Source organism: Streptococcus sp. VTCC 12886, assembly GCF_049893425.1.
Classification (GTDB): domain Bacteria; phylum Bacillota; class Bacilli; order Lactobacillales; family Streptococcaceae; genus Streptococcus; species Streptococcus suis_AA.
Genome location: NZ_JBMVJB010000005.1, coordinates 57,565 through 77,282 on the forward strand (window position 1 = coordinate 57,565; position 19,718 = coordinate 77,282).

Here is a 19,718-nt window from a genome sequence, read left to right on the forward strand (position 1 = left end):
ACAGATAATATTTGAGGAGACAATGAATGGAAACTTTACCAAATTGCCCAAAATGCAATTCTGAATACGTTTATGAGGATGGAGCACTATTAGTTTGCCCTGAATGTGCCTATGAATGGAACCCAGCTGATGTGGCTGAAGAAGAAAACGGTCCAGTGGCCATCGATGCAAATGGCAATCGTTTGGCTGATGGGGATACTATTACACTTATAAAAGACTTGAAAGTCAAGGGTTCACCTAAGGATTTGAAGCAAGGTACACGTGTAAAAGGGATTCGTATCGTCGAAGGTGACCACAACATTGATTGCAAAATCGATGGGTTCGGTGCGATGAAGTTAAAATCTGAGTTCGTTAAGAAAATTTAGTATAGATTTGGAAAGGACTGGTTCACCAGTCTTTTCGTGTTTTTGAAAGGATATTATGAAACATCAAAGTATTTTGTTTTACAGTCGGTGTCTGCTGGCTATTTTAGCTGTTACTGGTACAGCTTTAGAGATTACCAAGTACGGCATCGGTATGCTTATGTATTACACAGTGCAGTCTAACTTACTCGTCTCCCTGTTTGCTGTGTATATGGTTTATGCCATGTTCAAGGGAAACGATTTACAAGGTCCTCAGTTCCTTCGAATAAAGGCTGCGGTAACAATGTCAATAATGATTACCTGTGTGGTCTATCATTTTATGTTGGCACCACTGGCCGAAGATTTTTGGCGTGTTGAAAATATACTTTGCCACTATATTGTTCCTTTATACTTTTTGTTGGATACCATCTTACTGGATCATCAGCGCCAGTATAAATGGTTTGATCCGATTTGGTGGACGTTATTACCAGTTCTGTATATGATTTTTGGGTTAGTCAATGGCTTTTTCCTCAAGATTCCAATTCCGGATGCCAAGGATAGTCCATTTGCCTATTTCTTTTTAAATGTGCCAAAATATGGCTGGTCGTATGTATTGACCTATGTAGGAATTATTTTTGCAGCCTATCTTATCTGCGGATTTGGATTAGCTGGAATCAAGTGTCTACGTGTTGCACCAAATAAACAGTTTAAAAATAATTTCCACTAAAAACCGAAAGTTAGTATTTTTTTCAACAAAAAAATTGTCAAGGACAGTATTTTATGCTATACTCTGCTTAATAAATCCTTTAATACCTGTCCAGAGAGGCAGACAAGGAGTCGGATGATCATGAGGCTGGTTTTGATTGTCTTTTAGTTTACTTTTGATAATGAGCAAGATTCTCAGGATTGGGAAATAGGAAACAATGTTTTTTATTCGTTGCCATAATAATCGTAGGACTCAAAGACCATATTAGCTGATATTTTCAAAGTCTCCTTGGAAAAGGAGACTTTTTCTATATTTTTTGGAGGTCTTATGAAGACAAAAGAAATCGTTGATGATATGACCATGAAGCGGGCGATTACCCGCATCACATATGAAATTATCGAACGCAACAAAAATTTAGACAATATCGTTCTTGCTGGCATTAAAACACGAGGTGTTTTTATAGCTAAGCGAATTCAAGAAAGGCTGAAGCAAATTGAGGGGATTGATGTACCTTTGGGTGAATTAGACACCAAGCCTTTCCGAGATGATGTGAAAGTTGAAGAAGATACAACGAATTTTACTGCGGATGTCAATGATCGGGATGTTATCTTGGTAGATGATGTACTCTATACTGGACGTACCATTCGTGCAGCAATTGATAATATTGTGTCACTTGGAAGACCCGCTCGCGTTAGTTTGGCTGTATTGGTTGACCGCGGTCATAGAGAATTACCGATTCGTGCAGATTATGTTGGAAAAAATATTCCAACAAGTCGGACAGAGGAAATCATCGTTCATATGACGGAAATTGACCAACAAGATGCTGTTTTATTAGTAGAAGCGGAATAAGTCAAGTAGATTAAAGGCGGTAAGTATCATGACAATTGTAGATGGTAAAGTATCTCTAAAACATTTGGTGACTATGGAAACACTTTCAAATGAAGAAGTGCTGGGACTTATCCAACGGGGATTAGCTTTCAAAAAAGGTGAGCCTGTTGCTTTATATCGTAAATATTATGCCTCAAATTTGTTCTTTGAGGATTCAACACGCACTCACAAATCATTTGAAATGGCTGAACTTAGATTAGAAATGGGAATCATAGATTTCGATGCCCGCACGAGTTCGGTAAATAAAGGCGAAACCCTTTATGATACAATTCTAACCATGTCGGCATTAGGGGTCGATATTTGTGTGATTCGACACTCAGAGGTAGATTACTACAAACAATTGATTGATAGTCCGACAATACAGACTTCAATTGTCAATGGAGGAGATGGTTCAGGTCAGCATCCGAGTCAATCTCTGCTTGATCTGATGACAATCTATGAAGAATTTGGCAGCTTTGAACAGTTAAAAATCGCTATTGCAGGGGACATCACTCATTCGAGAGTTGCTAAATCAAATATGCAAATTCTCAAACGATTGGGAGCTGATATTTACTTTACTGGTCCTGAAGAATGGTATGCGGAAGAATTTGATATTTATGGTAAACATGTAAATATTGATGATATTATTGAAGAATTAGATGTCTTGATGTTGCTCCGTGTTCAACACGAACGACATGATGGGTCAGAAAGTTTTTCAAAAGAACATTACCATCGTTTGCATGGATTAACTGAGGATAGGTATAAACGACTAAAAGAACAGACAATTGTAATGCATCCAGCACCTGTTAATCGTGATGTAGAAATTGCTGATCTCTTGGTTGAGGCACCTAAATCTCGCATTGTTCGACAAATGCAAAATGGTGTATTTGTTCGAATGGCTATCTTAGAAGCGATAGTGAATGGCAAGGCATAAAAGTTTCCCTTGCACTAGCTTAACAGTTCATCTATTATCGAGCTGAACTGTTAAGCGTCGGACTTATCTTATTTAATGTCAACCTGTGAGTTGACAAATAGAAAGGAGAAGGGGTGTTCTGTTGCTCGGATTTTGTAATTGAATTCGGGCTACGGACTGGGTCAAAAAGATAGTTTTTCCTCGAACGCAAGTGTTCTTGAACAAACTCCTATTTTGACTGTGTCCGCTTAACGCCCTTAATATCTTATTATTATGTCAAAAAGACGATTAATTTTGGAAGATGGAACTATTTTTGAAGGGGAAGCCTTTGGTTCCGAATTAGATGTGACTGGTGAACTGGTTTTTTCAACGGGCATGACAGGTTACCAAGAGTCCATTACAGACCAATCATATAATGGTCAAATTTTAACATTTACATATCCTTTGGTAGGGAATTATGGTGTCAACCGTGATGATTATGAGTCCATTAATCCAACTTGTAAAGGAGTAGTTGTTAGTGAGTGGGCCAGACGGGCAAGCAACTGGCGGAACCAACTAACACTAGATGAATTTTTAAAAGCAAAAAATATTCCAGGGATTTCTGGTATCGATACGCGTGCCTTAACAAAAATTATTCGTAAACATGGGACTATGAAGGCAACAATTGCAAATGTGGGTGATTCCATTGAGCATTTGACAGATCAGTTGCGTGCGACAGTATTACCGACCAACAATATTGAGCAAGTATCAACGAAAACAGCTTATCCTGCTCCAGGAATTGGGCGTAGCGTGGTCTTGGTTGATTTTGGTTTGAAGCATTCAATCTTACGTGAATTGTCTAAGCGTGAATGCAATGTTACTGTAGTTCCATTTGATACGACAGCAGAAGAAATCTTAGCACTCTCTCCAGATGGTGTGATGTTGTCCAATGGTCCTGGAAATCCAGATGATGTACCCGAAGCGTTGGAGATGATTCGTAGTATCCAAGGGAAAATCCCTATTTTTGGAATTTGTATGGGCCATCAATTGTATGCTAAGGCATATGGTGCTAAGACGTATAAGATGAAATTTGGACACCGTGGTTTCAACCATGCCGTTAGAGAAATTGTAACTGGTCGTGTAGACTTTACAAGCCAAAACCATGGTTTTGCGGTTTCGCGTGAAGATTTGCCGGATTGTCTCATGATTACGCATGAAGAAATCAACGATAAATCGGTCGAGGGTGTGCGTCATAAATACCTTCCAGGATTCTCGGTACAATTTCACCCAGATGCAGCACCTGGTCCTCATGATGCTAGCTATCTTTTTGATGAATTCATGGACTTGATGGACTCATTTAAACAAGAGCACGAGTGACAAACAAAATGTAGTGCGACTTCAAGATTACATGCGCGTATGCAATTGTCCACTAAGCTGAAAAGTTGAGTCGAATTTTGAGAACTAGTGCTGAATTCTCGATCAATTGCTAGCTTAGACACTAGTTTTAAAACCTCAATTATGATTGAATCGAGATTTCAGACATCGGTTGTTTATTTCATTCTATCCGGAGAGATAGAAAATAGAAAGACAAGGGACAGGTCAATGGTTGCGAGCAACTCATTTCTCTACGCCTGCCTCTATTGGAGGTCGACTATCCCTTGCACTACAAAGATGGGACTGAGTGGCTGAAAACCCTATTTGCGGACCCTGCCTCTATTGGAGGTCAGGCTATCCCTTGTACTAGCTTAACAGTTCATCTATTATCGAGCTGAACTGTTAAGCTTCGGACTTATCTTATTTAATGTCAACCTGTGAGTTGACAAATAGAAAGGAGAAGGGGTGTTCTGTTGCTCGGATTTTGTAATTGAATTCGGGCTACGGACTGGGTCAAAAAGATAGTTTTTCCTAGAACGCAAGCGTTCTTCGTCAAACTCCTATTTTGACTGTGTCCGCTTAACGCCCTTAATATCTTAAAATTATGCCTAAACGTACGGATATTAATAAAATTATGGTGATTGGGTCTGGTCCCATTGTGATTGGTCAGGCTGCTGAGTTTGACTATGCTGGGACACAGGCTTGTCTAGCTTTGAAAGAAGAAGGCTATAGCGTTGTCTTGGTCAATTCAAATCCTGCAACAATCATGACAGATAAAGAAATCGCTGATAAGGTTTACATTGAACCTATCACGATTGAATTTGTTACACGTATTTTGCGGAAAGAGCGTCCAGATGCTATCTTACCAACACTCGGTGGTCAAACTGGTCTAAATATGGCTATGGAACTTTCTAAAGCTGGTATTTTAGAAGAACTTGGTGTTGAGTTATTGGGAACTAAGCTGTCAGCAATTGATCAGGCTGAGGATCGTGATTTATTCAAACAGTTGATGGAGGACCTGAAGCAGCCTATTCCAGAATCTGAGATAGTAACAACAGTTGAAGAAGCTTTATCTTTTGCTAAGACTATCGGCTATCCAGTCATTGTTCGTCCAGCTTTTACCTTAGGAGGTACTGGTGGCGGTATGTGTAGCAACGAATCAGAGTTGAAAGAAATCGCTGAAAATGGATTGAAACTTTCACCTGTTACTCAATGTTTGATTGAGCGGTCGATTGCTGGATACAAAGAAATTGAGTACGAAGTGATGCGTGATGCTGCGGATAATGCCCTTGTTGTATGTAACATGGAAAACTTTGACCCTGTTGGAATTCATACAGGTGACTCGATTGTATTTGCGCCAACTCAGACGCTTTCAGATATTGAAAATCAAATGCTACGTGATGCCAGTCTGACAATCATTCGTGCCTTGAAAATCGAAGGTGGTTGTAATGTTCAGTTGGCTTTAGATCCACATAGTTTCAAATACTACGTCATTGAGGTAAATCCACGTGTTTCTCGTTCATCAGCCTTAGCTTCAAAAGCAACAGGTTATCCAATTGCCAAATTAGCTGCTAAAATTGCTGTCGGTTTTACCTTGGATGAGATGGTTAACCCTGTAACTGGAACAACTTACGCTATGTTTGAGCCAGCACTCGACTACGTTGTTGCTAAAATTCCTCGCTTCCCATTTGATAAATTTGAAAAAGGGGAACGTCGCCTTGGTACACAGATGAAAGCAACTGGGGAAGTGATGGCAATAGGTCGTAACATTGAAGAAAGTCTTCTGAAGGCTTGTCGTTCCTTGGAAATTGGTGTTTACCACAATGAAATGCCTGAGCTAAGTCACTTGTCTGATGATGCTTTAGTAGAAAAAATTGTTAAGGCTCAAGATGACCGCCTTTTCTATCTTTCAGAAGGTCTAAGAAGAGGATACACTGTTGAAGAGCTTGCTCAATTAACGAAAATTGATATCTTCTTCCTTGATAAACTGCTTCATATATTAGAAATCGAGCAGGAATTAGCCATCAATCATGATAATATTGATTTGCTGAAAAAAGCTAAAAAATATGGCTTTGCAGATCGTAAAATTGCAGAACTTTGGGGTAGAACAGTATCCTATATTCGTCAGTTGCGTACAGATCATAAGATTATTCCTGTTTATAAGATGGTGGACACTTGTGCAGCTGAATTTGAAAGTTCAACACCTTATTTCTATTCAACATATGAGTGGGAAAATGAATCCATTCGGTCTGAAAAAGAATCTGTCCTTGTGTTAGGATCAGGTCCGATTCGGATTGGGCAGGGTGTTGAGTTTGACTACGCGACAGTCCATTCGGTAAAAGCCATTCAGGACGCAGGCTATGAAGCGATTATTATGAATTCAAACCCTGAAACAGTTTCGACAGACTTCTCTGTTTCTGATAAGTTATATTTTGAGCCTCTGACTCTTGAAGATGTCCTCAACGTGATTGACTTGGAACAACCAAAAGGTGTTATCGTTCAATTCGGTGGACAGACTGCGATCAACTTGGCAGAACCATTGGAAAAAGCTGGTATTCCTATCCTGGGTACGCAAGTGGCTGATTTGGATCGAGCTGAAGATCGTGATTTGTTTGAAAAAGCCTTGAAAAATTTGGGTATTCCACAACCGCCTGGGCAAACTGCAACAAATGAAGAGGAAGCGATAGAAGCAGCTCGCAAGATTGGATTCCCTGTGCTTGTACGGCCATCTTATGTTTTGGGTGGTCGCGCGATGGAAATTGTTGAAAATGAAAATGACCTACGTTCTTATATGCGAACAGCAGTTAAGGCATCGCCAGAACACCCTGTCTTGGTCGACTCATATATTGTAGGTCGTGAATGTGAAGTGGATGCTATATCAGATGGTACTGATGTTTTAATTCCTGGTATCATGGAGCACATTGAACGTGCTGGGGTTCACTCAGGAGACTCAATGGCAGTTTATCCACCACAGACTTTATCGAAAAAGGTGCAAGAAACGATTGTGGATTATACAAAACGTCTAGCTATCGGCTTGAACTGTATTGGTATGATGAATATTCAGTTTGTCATCAAAGACGAAATAGTTTATGTCATTGAGGTAAATCCACGTGCCAGTCGTACGGTTCCATTCTTGTCAAAAGTAACAGATATTCCGATGGCGCAAGTGGCAACGAAATTGATTTTGGGGCAACGCCTTTCAGAACTTGGTTATGAAGATGGACTCTATCCTGAAAGTCAACAAGTCCATGTCAAAGCTCCTGTCTTCTCATTCTCAAAATTAGCTAAAGTAGATAGTCTTTTAGGCCCAGAAATGAAGTCAACTGGTGAAATTATGGGTTCAGACGCCACACTCGAAAAAGCCCTTTATAAGGCTTTTGAAGCAAGTTACCAGCATTTAGAAGAATTTGGGAACATCGTCTTCACTATTGCAGATGAAGATAAGGAAGAGGCCCTTGCTCTTGCAAAACGGTTCTACGAATTGGGTTATGGTCTATTTGCGACAGTTGGTACTTCAGACTATCTTATTGAGAATGGCTTACCTGTTACGCTCATTGGAAAATTAGGAGATCCTGAAAATCAAGATATTCCTAGTCTCGTTCGAGCTGGGAAAGTCCAAGCTATTATTAACACAGTTGGTAAAAAGCGTGTAGCAGATAGTGCTGGACAAGTGATTCGTAGTTCTGCTATCGAAGGAGGAATTCCTCTCTTTACAGCTCTTGATACTGCTGAAGCCATGGTTAAAGTTCTAGAAAGCCGTAGCTTCATGACACAGGCGATTTAATAGGACCTAAAAACAGGATGAATGTTGAGTTCATTCTGTTTTTTGAGTATACTAGATACAGTATGAAAGTAATAATCACTACGAGTCTGAGGATGGACGATAATCTTGTTGCAAAGGCGAAACAGCTGGCTAAGGATTTAGGTATAGAATACTTGAAAAGAAACAAGCGGTCCGTTTCGTCGTTATTAAAGGAAGTAGAAAAGGTGCTTGTGCTCTATCAAAATAAGCTTGTTTTAGAGCAGAGAAATGGTCAAACCTTCTTTTTCCACCCTGACACAGCGATGTTGCGAATAAAAGCAGGACATGATCCGCTATTAGATCTAATTGGGCCATCAAAGAAAACGATTTTAGATTGTACCATGGGACTAGCTTCTGATAGTATCGTATTAGCTAGTGCAGGTCATCAGGTGACATCCTTGGAGAGTTCACGGCTTATTCATTTTATTGTTAGTCGTGGTTTACAGGATTTCAACAGTAGTAATGTGCTGGTGGATTGTGCTATGCGATCCATTCAAACCAAATGGATAGATAGTTTGACCTATCTGAAAGAACAAATAGATAACTCTGTTGATGTCATTTACTTTGATCCCATGTTTTCAGAAGAAATCAAGGAATCAAACAATCTTTCTGGTTTAGTGCAGATGGCTGACGGAAGTCGATTGTCAAAAGAGTTGCTTCTTGAGGCAAAACGGGTTGCAAGGGAAAAAATTCTTGTCAAGGCTCATTTCAGAGATAGTGTTTTTGAAGAATTTGGCTTTAAACGTCATGTAAGACCCAATCAAAAATTTCATTATGGAGAAATTCATTTGAAGGAGTGAGAACAGAATGAAAATATTAGTAACTGGTTTTGATCCATTTGGAGGTGAGTCTATCAATCCTGCACTGGAGGTCATTAAATCTTTACCAAAGCAGATTGCAGGCGCAGAGATTCTTCTTGAGGAGATTCCAACTGTTTTTTATCAAGCCGCAAGTGTTCTTGAAAAAGCTATGGCTAAGTATGCACCAGATAATGTGCTATGTATTGGACAGGCTGGCGGAAGAATGGAATTAACACCTGAGCGTGTAGCCATTAATCAAGACGATGCTCGCATTCCGGATAATTTAGGACAACAACCAATTGACACCATGATTCGCGAAGATGGGCAACCTGCTTATTTTTCAACTTTACCCATCAAAGCAATGGTTGAAGCCATTCGTGCAGCAGGTCTTCCAGCCTCTGTTTCTAATACAGCAGGGACCTTCGTTTGCAACCATCTCATGTACCAAGCTCTTTACTTAGCGGAGAAACAATTTCCAAAGACTAAGGCTGGCTTTCTTCATATTCCGTTTCTACCGGAACAGGTTCTTGACAAACCAGGCTTTGCCTCTATGTCTCTAGCCGATATTGTTAGAGGAGTTGAAGCAGCCATTGGAGCAATGGTTGCATTTAGAGACAAAGAGGATGTGAAGAACGTTGGAGGTGCAACACATTGATGGGGGATTGTATGGAAGCTAGGAAACGTGTCAAGGAGATGGAAAATTTTTTTATATGCATCTGGAGATGAACAAGTCCCTTGCTGATAGTGTTACCCAGCTCAATCAGGCACAATCAAGTTATTTACGGTTACTAGATTATTATCAAAGCCAGACCTATATGGAAGATCTTAATTTATCCAATATGGGTTGTTTTGATGTTATTCCTTGCGGTGTATTGAGTGAAGATGGATTCTATAATTTGCTTTTTGACCGCTCGAATTTAGCAAGTCAACTAAGAGAACTATCGGATATGCTGGAGCAATAAAATTTTTAAAAAGTGTCAAGTTTTTTTCTTGACACCCTATCAAAGTGTGTTATAATAGAACATGTGCTAAATAGCTCTGCTATTTCACCGAATAATAAAAATTAAAAGAAAAGAGACATTAAAAAATGGCAGTAAAAATCCGTTTAACTCGTATGGGTTCTAAAAAGAAACCATTCTACCGTATTAACGTTGCAGACTCACGTGCACCACGTGATGGTCGTTTCATTGAAACAGTTGGTACTTACAACCCACTTTTGGCTGAAAACTCAGTAACTCTTAAAGAAGAACGTGTACTTGAGTGGTTGGCAAAAGGTGCACAACCATCTGACACTGTTCGTGCTCTTCTTTCAAACGCTGGCGTATTGAAAAAATTCCACGAACAAAAATTCTCTAAATAAGAACAGTAAGCGAGAACACTTATGGACATGATTGAAAATCTCATTATTGCGATTGTGAAGCCTTTGATTTCACAGCCTGAAAACTTGACGATTAAAATCGTTGATACACCTGAATTCTTAGAATACCATTTGGATTTAGAACAATCGGACATCGGCCGTGTCATCGGTAAAAAAGGACGTACCATTTCTGCAATCAGAACGATTGTTTATTCTGTCCCTACAAGTGATAAAAAAGTTCGTTTAGTGATCGACGAGAAAGAATAGAAAGTCACCTTTTGGTGGCTTTTAAATTTTCAGTCAGGGGCCTTGCCCCTTTTAACATATAGAAAGGATGAAAAGATGAATCTGATTTGGACTTATTTGAAAAAATATCCAAAATGGTTAGCATTAGATTTGTTGGGAGCTATTTTATTTGTTGTAGTAAACTTAGGCTTGCCTACATTTTTGGCAAGGATGATTGACCAAGGTATTACCAAAAATGATGCCAGTCAGCTCTATTTCTGGGCTGGGATGATGGGGTTTGTTGTCTTATTAGGAATTGCTGGTCGGGTGATTTTGACTTATGCAGCTGGTAAGTTAACGACAACTATCGTAAAAGATATTCGGAATGATATGTATGAGAAAATTCAAGACTATTCTCATCATGAATACGAGCAAATTGGTGTTTCTTCCCTAGTTGCCCGTATGACAAATGATGCCTTTGTTTTGATGCAATTCTCTGAGATGGTTTTGAAATTGGGAATTATTACTCCGCTGATGATGGTAGCCAGCGTTGTGATGACCTTGGTTACGAGTCCAAGTTTAGCATGGACAGTGGCGGTCGCTATTCCCTTCCTTATTTTCGTTATCTATTATGTTGCGACTAAAACACGTCCCTTATCTGAAAAACAACAAAAACAGTTGGATACCATTAACCAGTATGTTCGTGAGAACTTAATGGGACTTCGTGTCATTCGTGCATTTACGCGCGAGGAGTTTCAGGAAGAGCGTTTTTCAGATGTCAATGAACAATATACAGAAACATCTAAAAAACTTTTCAACCTTACTGGGTTGACGGAGCCCTTGTTTGTGCAGATTATCATTGCTATGATCGTGGCAATCATTTGGTTTGCTTTGACTCCTCTACAGGAGGGCAGTTTACAAATTGGGGATTTGGTAGCCTTTATCGAATATAGTTTCCATGCACTTTTCTCTTTCTTGCTCTTTGCTAACTTGTTTAACATGTATCCACGTATGTCGGTATCGAGTCATCGGATTCAGGAAGTCTTGGATATGCCCATTTCCATTTCTAAGAATGAAGATGGCATAACTGAGACTGATTCACGTGGTTATTTGGAATTTGAAAATGTGACCTTTGCTTATCCAGGGGAAACGGAGTCCCCTGTTCTACACAATATTTCATTTAAGGCTAAGCCCGGTGAAACCATTGCCTTTATTGGTTCAACAGGTTCTGGCAAGTCTTCCTTGGTCAACTTGATTCCACGTTTCTATGATGTGACACTTGGTCGTATCTTGGTGGACGGTGTGGATGTCAGACGTTACAATCTAAAAGCACTTCGTAGTAAGATTGGTTTTATTCCGCAGGAAGCTCTGCTATTTACCGGAACTATCGCGGAAAACTTAAAGTACGGTAAGGTAGATGCTAGTCTTATGGAGCTTCACGAAGCGACGGATGTGGCTCAAGCTAAAGAATTTATAGAGAGCAAGGAAGAGAAATTTGACACCCACCTTGCTGAGGGCGGAAGCAATTTGTCTGGTGGGCAGAAACAACGTCTTTCGATTGCGCGTGCTATTGTGAAGAAGCCGGATATTTACATTTTTGATGATTCCTTCTCAGCATTGGATTATAAGACGGATGCAATTTTGCGGAGTCGTTTGAAGGAAGTAACGGAAAATGCGACAGTGCTGATTGTGGCCCAACGTGTTGGAACCATTATGGATGCAGACCAAATCATTGTACTGAATGAAGGTGAAATTGTTGGTCGCGGAACCCACAATGAATTGATGGAGAACAACGAGATTTATCGTGAAATCGCGACTTCTCAGCTCAACCGTCAATCTTTGACAGAAGAATAGGAGGAATTATGAAGAATAGATCAGTATTTATCCGTGTTTGGGACTATTTACGTCATTATAAATCTTCAGTATTTTTGGCTGTTTTTCTAAAAACCATTAGCGCAGTGATGAATGCCCTGGAACCCTTCGTTTTAGGACTGATTATTACAGAATTGACTAGAAATCTGTTAGATATAGCAAATGGAGTAGAAGGTGCCCATATCAATGCTTCCTATATTGCCATCATGCTTGCGCTCTATGCCCTTCGTGCCCTTATGTATGAAATCGGCGCCTATGGTTCTACCTATTTCATGACTAAGGCGGTACAGGGAGCAACCAAAGAACTGCGTCAGGATTTGAGTCACAAGATTAACAAAATTCCCATTTCCTATTTCGATAAACACCAGTATGGTGACCTATTAGGTCGATTTACAAGTGATGTGGAGACAGTCTCAAATGCCTTGCAACAAAGTTTTCTTCAGCTCGTGAATGCTGTACTAACCCTTTTTTTAGCCATGTTTATGTGTTTTTGGTTGGATATATCTTTGGCTCTCGTAGTCGCAACCTTGGTTCCAGTGACCTATTTGGGTTCCAAGTTTGTCATGGGCAAGTCCCAGCCCTACTTTAAACAACAGGCGGATGCATTGGGACGATTGAACGGTTTTGTGCAGGAAAATCTAACAGGTTTTAACGTCCTCAAACTCTATGGACGAGAGGAAATCTCTACAGAAGAATTTCGCCAGATTACCGCAGATTTGCAGGAAGTCGGCTTTAAAGCCAGTTTCGTATCAGGTTTACTTATGCCTTTAGTCCACGGTTTTTCTAATATTGCCTATGTCGTCGTAGCCTTACTTGCTGGTTTGAAAGTCCTAGCAGGTAAACTAACGGTTGGTAACATGCAGGCCTTCGTCCAATACGTTTGGCAGATTTCTCAGCCTGTCCAAACCTTGACCCAGTTGGCTCCTCAGTTACAGTCTGCCAAATCTTCCCTTGAACGCATCTTTTCAGTCTTAGATGAGCCTGACGAAGAAGACGCCAATGCGCTGGAGTTGACAGCTACTCTGACCGGACAAGTTAGCTTTGAACAGGTCGAATTTGGCTATTCAGAAGACAAGCCACTTATCCGTAACTTTAATCTTGAAGTTAAACCGGGTGAAATGGTAGCTATCGTTGGACCAACGGGGGCTGGTAAGACAACCCTCATCAACTTACTCATGCGTTTCTATGATGTCACATCCGGTGCTATCAAGGTGGATGGTCAGGATATTCGTAATATTTCTCGTCAATCCTACCGTAGTCAATTTGGTATGGTCTTGCAGGATGCTTGGCTTTACGAAGGGACGATTAAGGAAAACTTACGTTTTGGGCGTCTGGATGCGACGGATGAGGAAATTGTGGAGGCTGCTAAAGCCGCCAACGTTGACCATTTTATTCGTACCCTACCTGGCGGTTATAATATGGAAATGAACCAGGAATCCAGCAATATTTCCCAAGGTCAGAAACAGCTTTTGACCATTGCGCGTGCCTTGTTGGCGGACCCAGCCATTCTTATCCTTGATGAAGCGACTTCTTCAGTTGATACTCGCTTGGAACTTTTAATTCAAAAGGCTATGAAACGATTGATGAAGGGGCGGACAAGTTTCGTCATCGCCCATCGCTTATCAACTATTCAGGAAGCTGATAAGATTTTGGTCTTGAAAGATGGGCAGATTATCGAACAAGGTAATCATGAAAGTCTTTTGGCTGACAAAGGTTTCTATTATAACCTCTATCAAAGCCAGTTCAGCCAGTCTAAATAGGGGATAATAGTGTACAGTGAAAAGTATCGATTCAATTGGTACTTTTTCTAAACCTTGTGCATTCTTCCGCTACATGTTAAAATAAATGGATAGAAATACAAAGGAAGTTATCATGAATTATTTTAATGTCGGTAAAATTGTTAATACTCAAGGTTTACAAGGAGAAATGCGGGTTTTATCAGTAACAGATTTCGCGGAGGAACGGTTTAAAAAAGGTTCAGTCCTAGCACTTTTCGATGAAAAAGACCAATTTGTTATGGATGTGGAAATTGCTAATCATCGCAAGGCAAAGAATTTTGATATTATCAAGTTTAAGGGAATGAACTTTATTAATGATATTGAAAAATATAAAGGGTACAGTTTAAAAATCGCTGAAGAAAAACTGACAGATCTTGAAGATGGTGAATTTTACTATCATGAAGTTATTGGTTTAGATGTCTATGAAAATGATCAAGTTATTGGTCAAATAAAGGAAATTCTTCAGCCAGGTGCCAATGATGTTTGGGTGGTTAAGCGAAAAGGCAAGAAAGATTTGCTTTTACCATATATCCCACCAGTTGTGTTGAATATTGATATTCCAAACAATCGTGTAGATGTCGAATTACTTGAGGGTTTGGACGATGAGAATTGATATTTTAACGCTGTTTCCTGAGATGTTTGCCCCGTTAGAGCACTCAATTGTCGGAAAGGCGAGAGAGAAAGGAATTCTCGAAGTAAACTACCATAATTTTCGAGAAAAAGCAGAGAAAGCGCGACATGTTGATGATGAGCCGTATGGTGGCGGGCAAGGGATGCTATTAAGGGCTCAACCAATTTTTGATACAATGGATGCGATTGAAAAGACAAATCCTCGCGTTATTTTATTGGATCCTGCTGGTCGGACATTTAATCAAACCTATGCAGAAGAATTATCAAAAGAAGACCAGTTAATTTTTATCTGTGGGCATTACGAGGGCTATGATGAGCGTATCAAGACACTAGTCACCGATGAAATTTCACTAGGTGATTATGTCTTGACAGGTGGAGAATTGGCGGCGATGACCATGATAGATGCGACTGTTCGTCTCATACCAGAGGTCATTGGGAAAGAAGCCAGTCATACAGATGATAGTTTCTCTTCTGGTTTATTGGAATACCCACAATATACTCGTCCCTATGAATATCGTGGCATGGTCGTACCTGATGTGTTGATGAGTGGTCATCATGAAAATATTCGGAAGTGGCGACTGGAACAAAGTATTAGAAAAACCTATGATCGACGTCCAGATTTACTAGCTTGCTATGAATTATCGGATGAAGAACGCTTCATTTTGGATAAGATCATAGCAGAACAATAATTAGATGAGTTCAAATGAGATGCCTAAATGGGTATCTCTATTTTTTTCAGAAAATGTGTATCATCAGCAATTACAAAAAGAAAAAACCAAACCCCTTTGAAAGGACATGGTTTGAAAAAAGTATGGTATCTATCAGTGGATATTATGGTGTTATTTCATTTAGGAGTCCTTCTGCACTTGTAGTTGGAAGAACGCGAACACGATTAAGACTTAATAAGCCATCCGCTAGACTAGCTAAGCCATTATTTGTAGTTAAACCTAATTTATAACCGGCTTGCTCACTGATGTTTAGGGTATCTTGTGAGTAGCTACCAGATGGATAAGCTACTGCAATAGTCTCTTGATTAAGTTGGCTATCTAAATAATTTTTGGATTGGATCAATTCGCTCATCTGATCATCAGTGCTGCTTACCTCTAAGTCAGGATGATTGACTGTATGTCCTTGGAAAGACATCCCATTTGCTTGCATCTCTTTCATCTGATCAAGGGTTAAATATCCTTCAATTCCATTTTCGGTAAAACCAGTTATTACATTGTTTGTCGCCTTCATGTGGTATTTCACCAAAAGAGGATAGGCATAAGAATAAAAATCCCAAATGCTATCATCAAAGGTTAACCAAACGACCTTTTTGTCCTGTGGAAGAACATTTTCAGTTAGAACTTTATAGGCATCTTCCGGTGTAAGAGTGTAGTAGCCATTTTCTTCTAAAACTTGCAAATGACTTTCAAAAATTGCTGGTGAGACGATTAAGTTGGCATTTGCTTCCTCTTCAGGAGCCATTTCGTGAATCGCATGGTACATGAGAATCGGTATTTGGACAGGCTCATCCACTTTAACCCAGTTTACAGAACTTGTTTGGGTTGATGAATTGGAATCAGCTGTAGTAGTATTTTGAGTAGATGCTTGACTGCTTGATTGGCTAGAAACAGTAGTCTGTGAAGCATTTGAAGAGCGAGGAATCAAGGTGGGAAGTAGAAGATAAATCAAACTTAGTACAAGAATTGTAAGAAGAGAGAGAAAAATATAATGAATATATTTCTTGGATGGTTTAGGTTGTTTTCTACGTCTACGTGACATGATTGTTCTCCTTTGAGTCTAGATAAATTAATTATATCAAATTATTTGGAAAATTATCAGAATATTTGGTATAATAGTCGAAATACATTTAAATAAGGAGAGAACATGGCTATCAAGGTAGGATTATTAGGATTCGGTACAGTAGCAAGTGGTGTACCATTTCTATTGAAAGAAAATAAAGAAAAAATTGAAAAAGCTGCTGGGGATTCGATTGAAATTGATAAGGTATTGGTAAAAGATGAGGCTGAAAAAGAACGTTTGGTAGCTGCTGGTCACCAATTTCATTTTGTGACCAATATTGATGATATTTTAGATGATGCAGAGATTGCTCTTGTTGTAGAATTGATGGGGCGAATTGAACCGGCAAAAACATTTATCATTCGTGCCTTAGAAGCTGGCAAACATGTTGTAACAGCTAACAAAGATTTATTGGCCGTTCATGGTACAGAGTTGCGTTTACTTGCTGAAGAGAAAGGGTTAGCACTTTATTATGAGGCAGCAGTAGCTGGGGGCATTCCTATCTTGCGTACGCTTGTGAATTCATTTTCTGCGGATAAAATTACCCGCATTTTGGGTGTCTTAAATGGTACATCAAACTTTATGCTGACCAAAATGGTAGATGAAGGTTGGACATATGAGAAAGCATTGGAAACAGCCCAAGAGTTGGGTTATGCTGAGTCTGATCCAACAAATGACGTAGAAGGAATTGATGCTGCCTATAAAGCAGTTATCTTGAGTCAGTTTGGTTTTGGGATGACCGTTGATTTTGATGATGTAGGACATAAAGGAATTACCACTATCACCCCTGAAGATGTTGCGGTAGCTCAAGAGCTGGGGTATGTCATCAAACTGGTAGGGGATGTTCGAGAAACAGCTTCAGGAATAGCTGCTGAAGTCTCACCAACCTTTTTGCCTAAGAACCATCCGTTAGCAAGTGTGAATGGAGTAATGAATGCGGTCTTTGTTGAGTCTATCGGTATTGGCCAATCCATGTATTATGGGCCAGGTGCGGGGCAAAAGCCAACTGCAACCAGTGTGACCGCTGATATCATTCGAATTGTACGCAGGATGAAAGATAAAACTGTAGGTAAACCATTTAATGAATATTCTCGCCCTCTTCAATTAGCTATACCAGAAGATGTGACAAGCGAATACTATTTCTCAATTCTGACTTCAGACACAAGTGGAAAAATGTTACGAATTGCAGAGATCTTCCATTCTGAGGGGATTTCATTTAAACAAATCCTACAAAAAGGTACAAAGGACGACACTGCTCGCCTTGTAATTGTTACACATGCGATGAACAAAACACAGTTGGAGCAGGTAACTAGAAAATTAGCAGAAGCGACTGATTTCACACTCGTTAACACCTTTAAGGTTTTGGGGGAATAGTCTATGAAAATTATTGTTCCAGCGACATCAGCAAATATTGGACCAGGGTTTGATTCTGTTGGTGTAGCACTCTCAAAATATCTTGCGGTTGAAGTTCTAGAACATACTAATGAGTGGATTGTTGAGCATCAATTAGAACATGTTCCCTCTGATCAAAATAATTTACTCATCCGGACTGCCCTGACAGTTGCAAAACATATACAACCACATCGTTTAAAAATGGAAAGCGATATTCCCTTAGCTCGTGGCTTAGGTTCATCTAGTTCAGTCATTGTTGCAGGTATCGAACTGGCCAATCAGTTAGGGAAACTTAACCTGAGCCAAGATGAAAAGTTGCAATTGGCTACAAAGATTGAAGGACATCCAGATAATGTAGCTCCAGCTATTTATGGAAATTTGGTCATTTCAAGCTATGTCAACAAAAAAGTTCAAGCAGTTGTAACTGATTTTCCACCAACAAGTTTTGTTGCGTTTATTCCAAATTATCCTCTTCGTACAAGTGAAAGTAGAGGTGTTCTTCCTACACAAATGGGCTATAAAAAGGCGGTTGCTGCTAGTTCGATTGCTAACGTTGCAATTGCAAGCCTTATGTCAGGAGATATTGAAAAAGCGGGTCAACTGATTCAGTTAGATATGTTTCATGAACCCTATCGGCAACTACTTGTTAAAGAGTTTTGTCCGATTAAGCAGTTAGCGCAAGAAATTGGCGCTTATGCAACCTATCTCTCTGGAGCTGGACCGACCGTGATGGTATTGGCACCTGCTGAGAAAGAAGCTGAACTTATTGCGGCGATTGAAGCTCTGCAACTAGATGGCTCTGTCCATTCCCTAACAGTTGATACAAAGGGAATTCAAGTTATTTTATAAATGAAAGTCCAGTTATGGGCTTTTTTTATTTAAAGCTTCAATTTAATATATTTTATTTTCTATTCGTTTTTTATCCGAATTTTTGGTATAATATTCTCCGTATATAACTTGGAAAAGAGAAGGATATGAAAAATAAAATAAGAGTTGAACTTGAAGGCATCGATATCCGTTTTGATGAGCCTTTGAAAGAGTACACATACACAAATGTCGGCGGAGCAGTTGATTATTTAGTATTTCCTCGTAACCGTTATGAAATTGTTCGTGTCATTGAATTTGCGAAACGTGAAGGGATTCCCTGGCAAGTGCTTGGAAATTCAAGTAATGTCATCGTTCGTGATGGTGGTATTCGTGGTTTTGTTATCCGAATGGATAAATTAAATACGGTAACTGTTTCTGGCTATACTATCGAAGCAGAGGCTGGAGCTAACTTGATTGAGACAACTAGAGTTGCGCTATTTCATTCACTGACCGGTTTCGAGTTTGCTTGTGGAATACCTGGTAGCATCGGTGGAGCTGTCTATATGAATGCTGGCGCTTATAGTGGCGAAGTATCGCATATTTTAGTATCTGCACAAATTTTGACGCCTGCTGGCTATGTAGAAACATTAGATAATCGTGAATTACGCTTTGGCTATCGTTCTTCTATTTTACAGGAAAATGGCGCAATTGTTTTATCTGCAAAATTTGCTCTTCGTCCTGGTAATTACACAGTTATCGAGCAAGAAATGGCCCGTCTGACCCATTTGCGTGAGTTAAAACAACCATTGGAATTACCATCATGTGGTTCTGTCTTTAAACGGCCACTTGGCCATTTTGCTGGTCAACTGATAATGGAAGCAGGCTTAAAAGGCTATCGCATTGGTGGTGTAGAAGTTTCTCAAAAACATGCAGGTTTTATGGTAAACGTTGAAAATGGGACTGCAAATGATTATGAAAGTCTCATTAAACATGTCATTGAAACTGTAGAAAAATCTTCAGGCATTACCTTAGAGCGTGAAGTACGTATTATTGGCGACCCTGCCGAAACTCTTTAGCCAATTGGCTACTG

At 39.7% G+C, this 19,718-nt stretch carries 19 protein-coding genes; 18 read left to right on the top strand and 1 reads right to left on the bottom strand.

Going from position 1 to position 19,718, the window contains the following annotated elements:
* Positions 1–26 precede the first annotated feature (26 nt).
* The 15 genes from ACPC57_RS02685 to trmD all read left to right on the top strand — a co-directional run bounded on the left by ACPC57_RS02685 (position 27) and on the right by trmD (position 15,333).
* Positions 27–365, top strand: a complete 339-nt coding sequence (locus ACPC57_RS02685) for a zinc ribbon domain-containing protein YjdM (RefSeq protein WP_434066256.1) — start codon at positions 27–29, stop codon at positions 363–365.
* Positions 366–420: 55 nt separating this feature from the next.
* Positions 421–1,068: a Pr6Pr family membrane protein gene (locus ACPC57_RS02690; protein ID WP_434066257.1), complete on the top strand. Its 648-nt coding sequence runs from the start codon at positions 421–423 to the stop codon at positions 1,066–1,068.
* A gap of 306 nt (positions 1,069–1,374) precedes the next feature.
* Entirely contained in the window at positions 1,375–1,896 is a 522-nt protein-coding gene (gene pyrR / locus ACPC57_RS02695; RefSeq protein WP_024392245.1) for a bifunctional pyr operon transcriptional regulator/uracil phosphoribosyltransferase PyrR, read from the top strand.
* A gap of 28 nt (positions 1,897–1,924) precedes the next feature.
* Positions 1,925–2,848 carry an aspartate carbamoyltransferase catalytic subunit gene (locus ACPC57_RS02700; protein ID WP_130555268.1) on the top strand — a complete coding sequence of 308 codons (924 nt, stop codon included), beginning with the start codon at positions 1,925–1,927 and terminating at the stop codon, positions 2,846–2,848.
* A gap of 252 nt (positions 2,849–3,100) precedes the next feature.
* Positions 3,101–4,183, top strand: a complete 1,083-nt coding sequence (locus ACPC57_RS02705) for a carbamoyl phosphate synthase small subunit (RefSeq protein WP_434066258.1) — start codon at positions 3,101–3,103, stop codon at positions 4,181–4,183.
* A 601-nt stretch (positions 4,184–4,784) separates the two neighbouring features.
* On the top strand, positions 4,785–7,964 hold the full coding sequence (gene carB, locus ACPC57_RS02710) for a carbamoyl-phosphate synthase large subunit (RefSeq protein ID WP_434066259.1): 3,180 nt from the start codon (positions 4,785–4,787) through the stop codon (positions 7,962–7,964).
* Positions 7,965–8,026: 62 nt separating this feature from the next.
* On the top strand, positions 8,027–8,782 hold the full coding sequence (locus ACPC57_RS02715) for a class I SAM-dependent methyltransferase (RefSeq protein ID WP_434066260.1): 756 nt from the start codon (positions 8,027–8,029) through the stop codon (positions 8,780–8,782).
* A 7-nt stretch (positions 8,783–8,789) separates the two neighbouring features.
* On the top strand, positions 8,790–9,437 hold the full coding sequence (gene pcp, locus ACPC57_RS02720) for a pyroglutamyl-peptidase I (RefSeq protein ID WP_274503884.1): 648 nt from the start codon (positions 8,790–8,792) through the stop codon (positions 9,435–9,437).
* A 55-nt stretch (positions 9,438–9,492) separates the two neighbouring features.
* Complete coding sequence (locus ACPC57_RS02725) at positions 9,493–9,744, top strand: DUF4298 domain-containing protein (RefSeq protein ID WP_254451576.1); 252 nt, start codon at positions 9,493–9,495, stop codon at positions 9,742–9,744.
* 125 nt (positions 9,745–9,869) lie between these two features.
* Positions 9,870–10,142 (top strand): 30S ribosomal protein S16, encoded by a 273-nt coding sequence (gene rpsP, locus ACPC57_RS02730; RefSeq protein ID WP_024392238.1) that lies wholly within the window; start codon positions 9,870–9,872, stop codon positions 10,140–10,142.
* Positions 10,143–10,163: 21 nt separating this feature from the next.
* Complete coding sequence (locus ACPC57_RS02735) at positions 10,164–10,406, top strand: KH domain-containing protein (protein WP_217373831.1); 243 nt, start codon at positions 10,164–10,166, stop codon at positions 10,404–10,406.
* Between the two features lie 75 nt (positions 10,407–10,481).
* Positions 10,482–12,218 (top strand): ABC transporter ATP-binding protein, encoded by a 1,737-nt coding sequence (locus tag ACPC57_RS02740; RefSeq protein WP_434066261.1) that lies wholly within the window; start codon positions 10,482–10,484, stop codon positions 12,216–12,218.
* A gap of 8 nt (positions 12,219–12,226) precedes the next feature.
* Complete coding sequence (locus ACPC57_RS02745; protein ID WP_274503878.1) at positions 12,227–13,996, top strand: ABC transporter ATP-binding protein; 1,770 nt, start codon at positions 12,227–12,229, stop codon at positions 13,994–13,996.
* Between the two features lie 112 nt (positions 13,997–14,108).
* Positions 14,109–14,627, top strand: coding sequence for a ribosome maturation factor RimM (gene rimM, locus ACPC57_RS02750; RefSeq protein WP_274503877.1), 519 nt, complete (start codon positions 14,109–14,111; stop codon positions 14,625–14,627).
* The gene (trmD, locus tag ACPC57_RS02755; protein ID WP_172036186.1) at positions 14,617–15,333 is read left to right on the top strand and encodes a tRNA (guanosine(37)-N1)-methyltransferase TrmD; all 717 of its coding nucleotides are present in this window, start codon (positions 14,617–14,619) and stop codon (positions 15,331–15,333) included. The genes rimM and trmD overlap by 11 nt, the downstream gene beginning before the upstream one ends.
* 142 nt (positions 15,334–15,475) lie before the next feature.
* Here trmD and ACPC57_RS02760 read toward each other — a convergent pair whose 3' ends face one another.
* Positions 15,476–16,411, bottom strand: coding sequence for a polysaccharide deacetylase family protein (locus ACPC57_RS02760; protein ID WP_277837750.1), 936 nt, complete (start codon positions 16,409–16,411; stop codon positions 15,476–15,478).
* Between the two features lie 105 nt (positions 16,412–16,516).
* On the opposite strand from ACPC57_RS02760, the gene ACPC57_RS02765 reads away from it, so the two are divergent.
* The 3 genes from ACPC57_RS02765 to murB all read left to right on the top strand — a co-directional run bounded on the left by ACPC57_RS02765 (position 16,517) and on the right by murB (position 19,704).
* Positions 16,517–17,803 (top strand): homoserine dehydrogenase, encoded by a 1,287-nt coding sequence (locus ACPC57_RS02765; RefSeq protein ID WP_434066262.1) that lies wholly within the window; start codon positions 16,517–16,519, stop codon positions 17,801–17,803.
* 3 nt (positions 17,804–17,806) lie between these two features.
* Positions 17,807–18,670: a homoserine kinase gene (gene thrB / locus ACPC57_RS02770; RefSeq protein ID WP_217373825.1), complete on the top strand. Its 864-nt coding sequence runs from the start codon at positions 17,807–17,809 to the stop codon at positions 18,668–18,670.
* Positions 18,671–18,795: 125 nt separating this feature from the next.
* Positions 18,796–19,704: a UDP-N-acetylmuramate dehydrogenase gene (murB, locus tag ACPC57_RS02775; protein WP_217373824.1), complete on the top strand. Its 909-nt coding sequence runs from the start codon at positions 18,796–18,798 to the stop codon at positions 19,702–19,704.
* Positions 19,705–19,718 lie beyond the last annotated feature (14 nt).